This window comes from Streptomyces sp. SAI-127, from assembly GCF_029894425.1.
Taxonomy (GTDB): Bacteria; Actinomycetota; Actinomycetes; order Streptomycetales; family Streptomycetaceae; genus Streptomyces.
In genome coordinates this window covers 2,790,187-2,803,886 of record NZ_JARXYJ010000001.1, presented here as the reverse complement: position 1 = coordinate 2,803,886, position 13,700 = coordinate 2,790,187, and the positions used below count along the sequence as shown (strand labels likewise).

Genomic DNA, 13,700 nt, shown 5'->3' with positions numbered 1-13,700 from the left:
CCACAACCGTGTCCCAAGACCAGGAGGATCTGAGTGATGAACGGTGGACAACTGTCACGGCGCCAAGTCCTCGCCGCCGCAGGCTTCGTCGGCCTCGCCACCCTCACCGGCTGCGGTGGCGGCGAGGACGGAGGCGACTCCAAGGACCTGTCCAAGAAGCAGAACGGCGCGATGAAGGAGTACCGGGCCGGCCAGCAGTTCAAGGCCACCAAGGCGCTGTCCTTCTCCATGCTGCACAACGACAACCCGGTCTACCCCCTCAAGAACAACTGGCTGTTCTGGAAGGAGGTCACCCAGCGCACCGGCATCACGATCAAACCCCTCGACGTCCCGCTGGCCGACTACGAGAAGAAGCGCAGCGTCCTCATCGGCGCGGGTGACGCACCCTTCCTGATCCCGAAGACGTACCACCCCGCGGAGGTGGCGTTCGTGTCCTCGGGCGCGATCCTCCCGGTCAGCGAGTACGTCGACCTGATGCCCAACTTCCGCGACAAGGTGAAGAAGTGGAGTCTGGAGCCCGAGCTCGACTCCATCCGCCAGTCCGACGGCAAGTACTACCTGCTGCCCGGCCTGCACGAGCGGCCCAAGTCCGGCTACTCGCTGTCCTTCCGCACGGACATCCTCGACAAGCACGGACTGACCCTGCCGACGACCTGGGACGAGGTGTACACCGTCCTCAAGGCGCTCAAGGCGGAGTACCCCGACAAGTACCCCTGGACCGACCGCTGGAGCACCAACTCCCCGTTCCCGTGCGGCGCGTTGTTCGGCTACCTCGGCCAGGCGTACGGCGTCAAGGCGGGGTGGTCGTACGACAACATCAGCTTCGACACCAAGGCGCAGAAGTTCGTCTTCACCGCGGCCCAGGACGCCTACCGGCAGATGATCGAGTACCTGAGAAAGATCGTCGCCGAGAAGCTCCTCGATCCCGAGAGTTTCACCCAGCAGGACGACCAGGCCGTGCAGAAGCTGCTGGCAGAGAAGTCCTATGTGATCAGCGCCAATCCGCAGGAGCTGGTGCAGAACTACCGCTACAACCTGGCCAAGCAGGTCAAGGGCTCGGAGATCGAGATGGTCCCGGTGCCGCTGGGCCCGGCCGGCCCGATCCTGCTGAGCGGCATCCGGCTGGAGAACGGCGTCATGATCTCCAGCAAGGCCCTCAAGAGCGCCGACTTCGTCGCCATGATGCAGTTCGTGGACTGGCTCTGGTACTCCGACGAGGGCCAGAAGTTCTGCAAGTGGGGCGTGGAGGGCGTCACCTACACCGAGTCCGGCGGCACGTACACGCTGAAGCCCGGGATCTCGCTGATGGGCTCCGACCCGGACGCCCCGAAGGACCTCCAGAAGGACTACGGCTTCTTCAACGGCGTGTTCACCTACGGCGGCAGCTGGGAGCTGGTGTCCCTCCAACTTCAGCCCTGACGAGAAGAAGTTCCAGGACGTCATGTCCCAGCGCAAGGAACTGCCCGTCGACCCGGCCCACCCCCTGCAGTCCTTCGAGCAGGAGCAGGCGACCCTCTGGGACACCCCGCTCAAGGACCACGCCATCCAGAACACTCTCCAGTTCGTGCTCGGCAAACGCCCGATGTCCGAATGGGACGCGTTCGTCACCGAGTTGAAGGCGAAGAACATGCAGCAACTCGTCGACCTGCACAACAAGGCGCACGACCGGTTCAAGAAGGAGAACGGGTGATCTTCCGCGTCCCCGCCGAACCTTCCGGCCCCCTGTCCGACGCCTGGCGGCACTGCGTCGGTACCGGCCGGATCGAACTCGCCCTGCGCCGCGACTACCAGGACTCCCTGAAGCTGCTCCAGCGCGAGATCGGCTTCCGGTACATCCGGGGACATGGACTGCTGAGCGACGGTATGGGCGTGTACCGGCCGTACGAGTGGCAGGGCACCCGCCGCGTCCGGCACTCCTTCATGTACGTCGACCAGGTCGTCGACGCCTACCTGGAACTCGGCGTCCGGCCCTTCCTCGAACTCGGCTTCATGCCGACGGAGTTGGCGTCGGGGGAGCAGACCGTGTTCTGGTGGCACGGGAACGTCACCCCGCCCCGGGACATCGGGGAGTGGGCCGACCTGGTCCGGGCGACCCTCACCCATCTCATCGACCGCTACGGCCTCGACGAGGTGCGCACCTGGCCCGTCGAGGTGTGGAACGAGCCCAACCTGCCCGACTTCTGGCAGGGCGCGGACGAGAAGGCGTACCACCGCCTCTACGAGGTGACAGCCGGCGTGGTGAAGGAGGTGGACGCGTCCCTCCAGGTCGGCGGACCCGCGATCTCACCCGGCGCGGACGCATGGCTGGACCGGTTCGCGGAGTTCGCCGAACAACGCGATGTCCCCGTGGACTTCGTGTCGAAGCACGCCTACACCTCGGGCCCCGCCCGGCACGTCCCCTTCGGCGTCCACCAGACACTGGAGCCCGCCCAGCACCTCCTGGACCAGTTCGCCACGCCCCGCGAGCGTCTGAAGGGCACCCGACTGGCTGAACTCCCGGTCCACATCACGGAGTTCAACTCCTCCTACCGCCCGGACAACCCGGTCCACGACACCGCCTTCCACGCGGCGTACCTGGCACCGGTCCTCGCCCGCGGCGGCGACCACGTCGACTCCTTCTCGTACTGGACCTTCAGCGACATGTTCGAGGAGGCGGGGCCTCCCACGGCTCTCTTCCACGGTGGCTTCGGTCTGCTCACCCACCGACAGGTGAAGAAACCGACGTACCACCTGTACGCCTTCATGGCCCGCATGGGCCCCGACCTCCTCACCCGGGGCGCCGACCACCTGGTCACCCGGCACCCCGACGGCCGGGTGACCGTCCTCGCCTGGGCACCGGTCGACGCGAGCGGGCGGACCCCCGGGCCGTCCCGGCACCGGCTGCGCCTGTCCGTGCCGGTGCGGGGCGCGAGGGAGGCGTTCGTACGGCGGTCCGTGGTCGACGAGGAGTACGGCAACGCCCGCACCGCCTGGCAGCGGATGGGCAGCCCGCGCTCACCCGGCCCGCACCGGCTCGACGTACTTCACGAGGCCGCCGAGCCCGGCCGGCAGCACCTGCGGCTGCCCGTGGAGGACGACCGGGCCGTACTGGACCTGACGCTGGCCCGCCACGAGATCACACTCGTGGAGGTGACCCCGGTCGTGGAGGAGGCACCGGAGTGGTGGGACGAACGCCGACTGCTCGGGGCGGGACCGCGGTGAGCGGAATGAGCCGAGCGCGGGCGGCGGCCGGTCACGCCAGAGCGCGGTCCCAAGGCGCCCCGGCCGCCGGCCGACCCGGTCCTGCGCCGGTGAGCCGCGCGGGAGGGGCAGGAGTGCGGCCGCCCGGTGTCCCTGCCGCCACGCCCGGGCCCGGCGTCACATCCACGGTGGGCGACGACCGACCCGGCACCGCCCCACGCTGCTCACCTGCCGGGCAGCGGCCGCCGGTGAACCGTGAACCCCCCGCCTCCTACCCCGCCCACTCCGCCGCCCCCACCTTCGGTACCGGCTCCCTCTCCCGGGCCGCCGCCCTCATCCACACCCTCGTCACCGTCGAGGCCCTGCTCCTCGTCGCCGCCTCGCCGGGCCTGGCGGGTCTGCTCCTGCTGGGCCCCGCCCCCGCCAACCTCCCCCTCGCCGCCGTATGCCTGCTGCCCCTCGGACCGGCGACGGCCGCCGCCCTGTACGCCCTCCAGCACCGCGACCGCGACCTCACCGAGCTCCACCCGGCCCGTGCCTACTGGCGCGGCTGGCGCCTCAACGCCGTCCCCTCCCTGAAGCTGTGGACACCCCTGCTGGCCTGGCTCACGGTCATCGCCTTCACCCTGACCCACTTCGCCGCCACCGGCCTGCCCGGCTGGTGGGCGGTGCTGCTCGCGGCGATCGGCCTCGGCTCCCTGCTCTGGGGCGCGCACGCGCTGGTCCTCACCGCCCTGTTCGCCTTCCGGGCGAGGGACACCGCACGCCTCGCAGGACACTTCCTGTTCCGGCACCGCAGCGCCACTCTCGGCGCCGCCTCGCTGCTCGTCCTGACCGCCGCCGGGACCGCCGCACTGACCGAGGCCCTGCCCGCGCTGCTGGCCGCCCCGCTGCTGCTGTCCCTGCTGCACAGCAGCCGTCCGGTGATCGCCGAGACCCAGGAGGACTTCACCGCATGAGCCCGTCGAGCTCCAAGATCCCCTATGGCGGCGACTACAACCCCGAGCAGTGGCCGCAGGAGTTCTGGGACGCGGACCACCGGCTGTTCACCCGGGCCGGCATCGACACCCTCACCGTGGGCGTCTTCTCCTGGTCTCTCACCCAACCCGCCGAGGACACCTACGACTTCACGGTCCTCGACCGCGTCCTCGACCGGGCGGCGGCCGAGGGCCGACAGATCTGTCTGGCCACGGGTACGGCAGCCCTGCCGCCCTGGCTGGCCAAGGCGTACCCCGAGGTGAACCGCACCGACTTCGAGGGCCGCCGCCACCGCTACGGCCAGCGCCACAACTTCTGCCCCAACTCACCGGCGTACCGCCGGCTCGCGACCGCGATGGCGGCACGGCTCGCCGAACGGTACGCGCACCACCCGGCGTTGCTCGCCTGGCACATCAACAACGAGTACGGCGGAGTCTGTTACTGCGACCTGTGTGCCGGGGCCTTCCGTGACTGGCTGCGGAACAAGTACGTCACCCTCGACGCCCTCAACGACGCCTGGTGGACGGCCTTCTGGTCGCACCGCTACACCTCCTTCGAGGAGATCGAGCCGCCCAGCGCCCTCACCGAGCACTGGCGGGGCCCGGACCACACCGCCTTCCAGAGCATCACGCTCGACTACTTCCGCTTCACCACCGACGCGCTGCTCGGCTGCTTCCTCGCCGAGAAGGAGGTGATCCGCACCCATGATCCGGTCACCCCCGTCACGACCAACTTCATGGGCATGTTTCGCCCCCTCGACTACCACCGCTGGGCACCCCACCTCGACTTCGCGTCCTGGGACAGCTACCCGCCCCTGGACGCCCCGCCGACCTGGCCCGCCCTGGCCCACGACCTGATGCGCGGCCTCAAGGACGGAGCCCCCTTCTGGCTCATGGAGCAGACCCCCTCCACGACGGCCTGCCGTGACGTCAACCCCCTGCGCCGACCGGGCGAGTTGCGCCTGGCCACCTTCCAGGCGATCGCCCACGGCGCCGACGCGGCCCTCTACTTCCAGATGCGCGCCTCCCGCGGAGCGTGCGAGAAGTACCACGGGGCGGTCATCGGCCACGCGGGCCGCGACGACACCCGGGTGTTCCGGGAAGTGGCCGCACTGGGCGCGGAGTTGGAGACGCTCGGCGACGCGACCCTGGGCGCCCGCACTCCCGCCCGCACCGCCCTGCTCTTCGACTGGGACAGCTGGTGGGCCCTGGAGATCTCCGACGGCCCCTCGCGGCTGGTGAAGTACCAGGAGGTGGTCCACGCCTACTACCGGGCCGCCCGCGGGGCCGGCGCCGACGTGGACGTCGTCCCGCACACCGCCGACCTCACCCCGTACGACGTGGTCCTCGCCCCCGCCCTGCACATGGTCAAGGGTGACCTCGCCGCCCGCCTCGAGGCGGTGGCGGAACGCGGCGGCACCGTCGTGGCCACCTTCCTCTCCGGCCGCGTCGACGAACACGACCGTGCCTTCCTCACCGACGTCCCCGGCCCCCTCGCCCCGCTCATGGGCATCCGGATCGACGAATGGGACTCCCGCCAGGCGGAATTCGCCCAGCCGATCCCGGAGCTTGCCTCGGCAGGACGGCTCGTCTTCGAGATCGTGCAGCCCCGGGGTGCCGAGACGGTCGCCACCTACGGCTCCGACTTCTACGCGGGGACCCCCGCCGTCACCCGCAACCCGTACGGGCGGGGCGAGGGCTGGTACGTCGCCACCGCCCTCGACCAGCCGGGCGTCGACCGGGTGGTCCGCCGGGTCCTGTCCCGTCACGATCTCATCGGCCCGTACGCCGACCACGAGGGCCTGGAGACGGCCGCCCGGGTCGCCCCCGACGGCACCCACCTGCTCTTCCTCCTCAACCACTCGGCACAGCCGGCCGGGCTGACGGCCCACACCACCGCGACCGACCTGCTCAGCGGCAAGAAGGTGGAGGCGGGCGACCCTCTCACCCTCGACCCGCTCGGCGTCGCCGTACTCCGTGCTCAGTAGATCGTCCGCCCCCGCTCGTCCGCCGCCCCCGACTTCCGGAAGAAGTAGCTGTTGACCTGATCGCGCCACTCGCGGGCGCTCCGGAGCTGCTCCTCGAACCGCTCCGCCACCCGTGCGTGGCGCGCCGGGTCCACGAGGTCCACCAGCGAGGCCCACCGCTCACAGGCTGCCTCCACCTCCGCCACACCCTCGAAGCGCGTGTCGTAGATGTGCTGGATCACCGTCTTGCCGCTGTGCAGCATGTGCCCGTACGACACGTGGTGGAAGAACAGCAGCAGCTCGTCCGGGCACGAGAGAGGCGATTCGTACACGTCGGCCCAGGGCTTGGCGTACTGCCCGGCGTACCCGGTCCCGCTCGCCACGCTCCGGTCGACACCGACGCCGTCGCGGTCGGCGAAGTGATAGGTGCCCCAGGGGCTGTACTCGTAGCCGTCGACGCTCGGCCCGTAGTGGTGCCCCGGCTGGACCATGAACCCCACACCGAGAGGAGCGGTGTACTTCTCGTACGTCCGCCACGAGCCGCCCAGAATCGAGCGCAGACCCGCCGCGAGGCCGGGCCCCGACCCGAAGGTGAGCCGGATCCACTCGTCGAGGACGCGATGCGGGTCGGCGTCCGGGTCCCAGGCCAGCCGGCCGAAGGTGTACAGGTTCGCCTGTGCCAGCGGATGACCCGTCCAGAACGGGTCGTCCCCGACGTTCGCCACGGCGACGAGCCCGCCACGTTCCAGCGCGCCCACCGAGGACTCCCCGTCGATCGCGAACCGCAGCACCTCGCTCCACATCGGCCCCAGCCAGCACACATGCCGCTGCTGCCCGGTGTACTCCTGCGTCGCCTGCAGCTCCACGGCCAGCCGGGTGCCGGGCATCGCCCCGATCAGCGGGGAGACCGGCTCCCGCACCTGGAAGTCCATCGGCCCGTGCTTGACCTGGAGGACGGCGTTGTCGGCGAACTCCCCGTCCAGCGGCACGAAATGGTCGTACGCGGCCCGTGCCCGGTCCGTCGAGCGGTCCCGCCAGTCCTGGTGGTGGTTGTAGACGAAGGCCCGCCAGTGGACCGTGCCGCCGTGCGGCGCGAGCGCGGCGGCGAGCATGTTCGCGCCGTCCGCGTGACTGCGCCCGTACGCGAACGGGCCCGGCTGCCCCTCGGAGTCGGCCTTCACCACGAACCCGCCGAAGTCGGGGATCGCCGCGTACACCCGGGCGGTCGCCCCGGCCCACCACGCGCGCACCGACTCGTCCAGCGGATCCGCGCTCACCAGTCCGCCCAGCACGATCGGCGCGGCGAAGGTGACCGACAGATGCGTCCGGATGCCGTACGGCCGCAACGCGCCCGCGATGTCCGCCACTTCACCGATCCGGTCGGTCAGCAGCCGTGCCTCGGTCGCGTGCACGTTGACGTTGTTGACGGCCACGGCGTTGATCCCGCAGGCCGCCAGCAGCCTGCCGTAGGCCCGCACCCGCTCCAGGTCCCCGCGCGCCCGCCCGTCCTCCCAGAACAGTGACCCGCCGGCGTAGCCGCGCTCCACCTGCCCCATGACCGGATGCACGGCCACGTTGTCCCAGTGATCGAGCATCCGCAGCGCCGACCGGGGCTGATACGAGGCGGGGTGAGCGTCATCGAGGAACGCAGTCTCGCCGAGCCGTACGACCTGGAAGAACCCGTACAGCAGCCCGCGCGCGCCGGACGCGGTGACGGTCGTGCACCCGTCAGCCCGCTCGTACACGAACCCCTCGGAGCCGTCGTCCCCGTCCAGCTCCAACACCAGGTCGTACGAGCCGGGTTCACGCGAGACGCTCCCTCCGAACCGCTCGCAGGCCTTGGCCACCTCCCCGTACACCGTGTCCACGAGTGGACCCGAGCCACGGATCAGGGTCCGCCGGGTGCCGATCGGCCGGAACGCCCCGTCCGGCAGCCAGGCCGGATCGACACCCTGCATGAGACCCCCAACGCTGCTGCTCAGGCGAGCAGTTCGACTTCCGACACCACCGCCTCGCCGTCGAGCACCAGACGGTACTTCCCGTACGTACCCGGAGACCTCACGGTGAACGCCCGTGTCTGCCGGTCCCATGCGAAGGACTCCCCGGACCGCCGGTCCAGGGTCTTCCACGTGGTCCCGTCGTCCGAGCCCTGGAGGGTCCAGCCGCTCGGCGCCCTCGTGTGGTCCGAGGACGACGTCACCGTGTACTGGACGCCCTTGACCTGCTGGGACACCGGCAGATCCACCGAGGTCACGGCCGCGTCCGTCGCCGAGGTGTTGTCGAACAACGCCCCGTCACCGACGAGCACGTCCGCACGCGGTGTGGGCACCTCGTCGTCCTGGGTGATGGACACCGGAGCCGCGTTCTTCCCCGTGCCCCACTTCGACGGCCGGGAACCCATGTCGAAGTCCAGCACGCCACCACGGGCCAGCAAGGAGTGGGGCAGTGAAGTCGACTCCCACGCACGGCCGTTGACCTTCAGCCCCTGCACGTACACGTTCCGCGCACTGTTCTCGGGCGCCCTGACCACCAGGTCCCGCCCGTTCTCCAGATGGACCGTCGCCTTGGTGAACAGAGGTGATCCGACCGCGTACTCGCCGCTGCCCATCACCAACGGGTAGAAGCCCAGCGCCGAGAACAGATACCAGGCCGACTGCTCGCCGTTGTCCTCGTCACCGTGATAGCCCTGACCGATCTCGCTGCCGACGTACAACCGGGACAGCACCTCACGGACATTGCGCTGCGTCTTCCACGGCTGACCGGCGGCGTCGTACATGTAGTTGACGTGGTGGGCGACCTGGTTGGAGTGCCCGTACATGCCCATCCGGACGTCCCGCGCCTCCGTCATCTCGTGGATGACCCCGCCGTAGGAGCCGACGAAGTCCGGCGAGGCCGTCTCGGGTGTCGCGAAGTACTCGTCCAGCTTCTCCGCGAGCCCGGAGCGGCCGCCGTACAGGTTGGCGAGGCCCCGGCTGTCCTGCGGGGCGGTGAAGGCGTAGCCCCAGCCGTTGGTCTCGGTGTAGTCGTAGCCCCACACACGCGGGTCGTACCCCGCCGACTCCACACGCCAGTCGCCGTCGGCGTCCCGGCCCTGGAAGAAGCCCGCCCTGGAGTCGAAGAGGTTCACATAGTCGCGGGCCCGGTTGAGGAAGTACTCCGACTCCTCCTTGTAGCGCTTCTCGCCGGTCTTCGCGTGGAGCGCCTGTCCCATCCGCGCGATGCCGTAGTCGTTGAGGTAGCCCTCCAGCGCCCAGGACAGGCCCTCGTGGGTGTCGGTGCTGGTGTAGCCGAGGAAGGGGGAGGTCGCCATGCCCTTGCGGCCCACGCCGGACGACGGGGGCACGACGGTCGCGTTCTTCAGGGCCGCGTCGTACGCCGACCTCGCGTCGAAGTCGACGCCCTTGACGTACGCGTCCGAGAAGGCCACGTCCGACGAGGTGCCGGTCATCAGGTCCGCGTACCCGGGGGAGGACCAGCGCGAGGTCCAGCCGCCGTCCTTGTACTGCTGGACGAACCCGTCGACCATCTCACCAGCCTGAGAGGGCGTCAGCAGCGAGTACGCCGGCCAGGTCGTCCGATAGGTGTCCCAGAAGCCGTTGTTGACGTACACCTTGCCGTCCACGATCTTCGCCCCGGTGTGCGTCGGGGTGTCGGGGCCCGGCATCGGGGAGAAGGGCGAGGCGTACTGGAACTTCGAACCGACCTTCTCGAAACCCGAGTTGGGGTACAGGTACAGCCGGTACAGGCTGGAGTACAGCGTGGTCAGCTGGTCCTGCGTGGCGCCCTCCACCTCGACCTTGCCGAGCAGCCGGTCCCACTGCCGCTGGGCCCGGTCCCGGACCGTTTCGAAGGACGTGCCGTCCGGGATCTCCTGGCGCAGGTTGTCCTTCGCCTGGTCCAGGCTGATGAGCGAGGTCGCGAGCCGCAGCGTGACGGTCCGGTCCGCACCGGCGTCGAAGCGCAGATAGCCCTTGACCCCGGCGGAGGAGCCGTCCTTCACCGGCTTGTCGAAGACGCCGTACACGAAAAGCCGGGTCGCCCCGGTGGACAGGCCGGACTTCACGTCCGAGTACCCCGTGATCACCCCGGCGTCCTTGTCGAGCGTCAGCCCCGCCTGGTCCGTCACGTTGTCGAAGAGCACACTCGCGTCGTCGCCCGGGTAGGTGAAGCGCAGGGCCGCCGCATGGTCGGTCGGCGTCATCTCCGCCTTCAGCCCGTTCTCGAACCGCACCCCGTAGTAGTACGGCCGCGCCGTCTCGTTCTCGTGCCGGAACGCCAGCTCCCGCGCCTCACGGCCGGTGTCCGGGGTGCCCGGGGCGGCCGACGGCATCACCTGGAAGGTCTGCCGGTCGCCCATCCACGGACTCGGCTCGTGGCTCGCGCTGAACGCCTGGACCGTCGGCAGATTGTCCGCGTTGTTGGCGCGGGCGTAGTCGTAGAGCCAGCTCAGCGAGGACGCGTTGGTCACCGGCGTCCAGAAGTTGAAGCCGTGCGGCACGGCCGTCGCGGGGAAGTCGTTGCCGCGCGAGAAGCCGCCGCTGGAGTTGGTGCCGCGGGTGGTGAGCGCGTAGTCCGACAGATGCGCCTTCGGCTTCTCCGGAGCGGCCCGCTCCAGCGTCACGTCGTCCAGCCAGCCCCGGAACTTCGCCGGCCCGCTCGGGGAGTCGTACGCGACGAGGACCCGGTCGACGGTCTTCCCGGCCGCGACCGACCCGATCCGCGAGACCACGTTGTTCCACTGGTTGACGTAGAGCACCTTGGCGGCGCCCTGCCCCTTCGGCGACAGCGCGAATCCGTGCTGGTCACGCGCCCCGAGCTCGCTCAGGAAGGTGCCGTCGGTGAAGGCCAGGTCCACGGAGACGTTCGTCGCGTCGTAGTCCCGGTCGCCGTCCGCCATCGACGGGAAGATCCGGTACGACAGCCGGGTCAGCGGATCCACCGCCACGTCCACGTCGAAGACCTTGTTGGTCGAGTACGCCCGCCCGTCCGCGGTGTGCCGTCCGGCGTAACGCAGGGCTCTCTTTCCGGTGAATCCGGCGCCCGCCTTCGCGGTGGGCGATCCGCTCGGACCGCGGTCGACCAGCGAGAGCATGTCCGGCGGCACCGGCCCCTCGCCGCCGCCGGTGGACAGCTGCACATCGGCCAGCTGGAGGATGCCGTCGGCGCCGTTGTTCTTCGTGATCTCGAGCCGGAAGTGCTGGTATTCGGCCGGATCCGCGATGTCGTACGACTTTGTCCGGAACCGTTCGTCGAACGATTCGCCGGAGCGGGTGTCGAGGGTCTTCCAGTCCTTGCCGTCGGTCGAGCCCTTCAGCGTCCAGTCCCTGGGATCCCGCTCGGCGAAGTCATTGGCCGAGGTCAGCGCGTAGGTGACCACCTTGAGCGGCTTGGCCAGGTCGAACTCGGCCCAGCCGGTGGACTCGAAGGCCAGCCACTTGGTGCCGGGCTCGCCGTCGACGAGGTTCTCCTTCACCTCGCCGCCGCCGGTGTTCTCGGCGCTCGCCCGGACGTCCGTGACCTGGTCGGTGACATTGCCCGGGATGCCGGTGCTGTAGCCGCCGTCGACGCCGGAGGCCCGGTCGCCGTCGACGCTGCTGGTCCAGTCGGGTGCCGGTTCGCCGGCCTCGAAAGAGGAGGTGAACCCCCGGTCCGCCGGGGCCGAGGCCTCGGGCAGGGCGACCGCCGCGCCCTGTGAGCCCACGGTCACGCAAAAGGCGGCCGTGATCACGACCGCCGTACTCCGTCTGAGCCGAGTTCTGTACCGAGCCATCGGCGAGTACCCTCCCTGCACCAGGATGGACAACGTTGTCACACAATCCGTGCAAGGATCAGTAGTGGCCCAAGTGGACAGTGGTGTCAAGGGGGTTGGCTGTGGCATTCGGGGCGTATGTCGCGGATTTTTCCGGCAAGCTTCGCACAGGGCGCTCATATTTCCGCGAGGTCTCAACTAGAGAACACCCGAGGCCAACATTGCGTTCGATCTTGCTCCGCCGACCGGAAGTGGACTATACCTGTCGGCGATTCACCCCTCTTGTACGAACCTGCTTGACCTGACCGCGGTGCCGGGGAGGATCCGGTTCACCGCCTGAGTCCTGGAGAAGGCGAGGACTTGAGCATGGGATCCACTTCCGCCGAGAACAGCAACAACGGCAGCGCGGGTGTAGGCCGCCGCGATCTGATCAAGCGGTCGGCCGCACTCGGTCTGATCTCCGTCCCGACGATGAGTTTTCTGTCCGCGTGCGCCAGCAGCGGCGGCGACGACAGCGGCGACAAGGCCAAGGCGGGCAAGAAGACCGCGAAGAACCCGCTGGCCGTCAACGACACCGCGCAGATGGAGTTCGTCCTGTTCGACGGCGGCTTCGGCAAGGAGTACGCCGAGGACGCCGTGAAGATCTACGAGACGAACTTCCCCAAGGCCAAGGTGAAGTTCTCCGCCACCCAGAAGATCCAGTCCACGCTCCAGCCCCGCTTCAACCAGGGCACCCCGCCGGACCTCATCGACAACTCCGGCGCCGAGCAGATGGACATGGGCGTCCTGGTCGGCAAGAAGCAGCTCGCCGACCTCACCCCGCTCCTGGACGCCCCGTCCTACGACGACCCGAGCAAGAAGGTCCGCGACACCCTGCGCCCCGGCATCGTCGAGATGGGCCAGTTCGACGGCGACCCCGTGTGGATCATGTACTACGCCTACACGGTCTACGGCGTCTGGTATTCCCAGAAGGCCCTCGACTCGCTCGACGAGCAGTACCCGGAGACCTGGGACCAGATGCTCGCGGTGTGCGAGAAGGCCAAGAAGAAGGGCATGGCGGGCTGGACGTACGCGGGCAAGTACCCGTATTACCTTCCCTTCTCGCTCTACCCGATGATCGGCAAGGTCGGCGGTGTCGAGGTCCTCGACGCCATCGACAACCTGGAGCCGAACGCCTGGAAGAACCCGGCGGTCAAGGCGTGTTTCGACGCCTACTACGAGCTCTACAAGAAGGGCTACGTCCTCAAGGGCACCCCCGGCCTCGACCACATCCAGTCGCAGACCGCCTGGGCCCAGGGCAAGGCGCTGTTCATCCCGAACGGCTCCTGGGTGGAGAACGAGTCGGCCAACGTCATCCCCAAGGACTTCGACCTCGTGGTCTCCGCGCCCACCGGCATCGACTCCTCCGACAAGATGCCCTTCGGCACCATCTGGGCCTCCGGCGGTGAGCCGTTCATCGTCCCGGCCAAGGCGAAGAACACCGCGGGCGGCATGGAGCAGCTGCGCATCATGCTCAGCGAGGCGGCCTCGAAGAACTTCACGTCCAAGGTCAAGTCGCTGACCGCCTACAACGGCGGCACCGACGGCATCACCCTCACCCCGGGCCTCAAGTCCGGTGTGGCCGCGCTGGAGAAGGCCGGCGACAACGTGGTGAACCCGCGTCTGCAGGACTGGTACGTCCAGCTCCAGAAGGAGCAGATCGGTGTGGCCGGCCTCGGCGAGATGATGGCCGGGCGGCTCACCCCGGCGGAGGCCATCAAGAAGATCCAGGGCTACGCCGACGCGGCCGCGAAGGACTCGTCGATCAAGCACTACAAGCACCAGTAA

6 protein-coding genes and 1 pseudogene are annotated in these 13,700 nt (G+C 69.1%); 5 read left to right on the top strand and 2 right to left on the bottom strand.

Going from position 1 to position 13,700, the window contains the following annotated elements; all coding sequences use genetic code 11:
• Positions 1–33: 33 nt before the first annotated feature.
• From M2157_RS12860 to M2157_RS12845, 4 genes and pseudogenes are all read left to right on the top strand, one after another.
• Positions 34–1,690 (top strand): annotated as a pseudogene (locus M2157_RS12860) (extracellular solute-binding protein).
• Positions 1,690–3,201, top strand: coding sequence for a glycosyl hydrolase (locus tag M2157_RS12855; protein WP_280868196.1), 1,512 nt, complete (start codon positions 1,690–1,692; stop codon positions 3,199–3,201). The pseudogene M2157_RS12860 and the gene M2157_RS12855 overlap by 1 nt, the downstream one beginning before the upstream one ends.
• A gap of 227 nt (positions 3,202–3,428) precedes the next feature.
• Positions 3,429–4,139, top strand: coding sequence for a DUF624 domain-containing protein (locus M2157_RS12850; RefSeq protein WP_280861952.1), 711 nt, complete (start codon positions 3,429–3,431; stop codon positions 4,137–4,139).
• Positions 4,136–6,145, top strand: coding sequence for a beta-galactosidase (locus M2157_RS12845; protein ID WP_280865310.1), 2,010 nt, complete (start codon positions 4,136–4,138; stop codon positions 6,143–6,145). The genes M2157_RS12850 and M2157_RS12845 overlap by 4 nt, the downstream gene beginning before the upstream one ends.
• On the opposite strand, the gene M2157_RS12840 is transcribed toward M2157_RS12845, so the two are convergent.
• Positions 6,139–8,082, bottom strand: coding sequence for an alpha-glucuronidase (locus M2157_RS12840; protein WP_280865309.1), 1,944 nt, complete (start codon positions 8,080–8,082; stop codon positions 6,139–6,141). The genes M2157_RS12845 and M2157_RS12840 overlap by 7 nt on opposite strands.
• Before the next feature lie 20 nt (positions 8,083–8,102).
• Positions 8,103–11,831 carry a GH92 family glycosyl hydrolase gene (locus M2157_RS12835; protein WP_280868195.1) on the bottom strand — a complete coding sequence of 1,243 codons (3,729 nt, stop codon included), beginning with the start codon at positions 11,829–11,831 and terminating at the stop codon, positions 8,103–8,105.
• Between the two features lie 408 nt (positions 11,832–12,239).
• Between M2157_RS12835 and ngcE the strand changes: the two genes are divergently transcribed.
• A complete protein-coding gene (ngcE, locus tag M2157_RS12830; protein ID WP_280865308.1) occupies positions 12,240–13,700 on the top strand; it encodes an N-acetylglucosamine/diacetylchitobiose ABC transporter substrate-binding protein in 1,461 nt (486 codons plus the stop codon).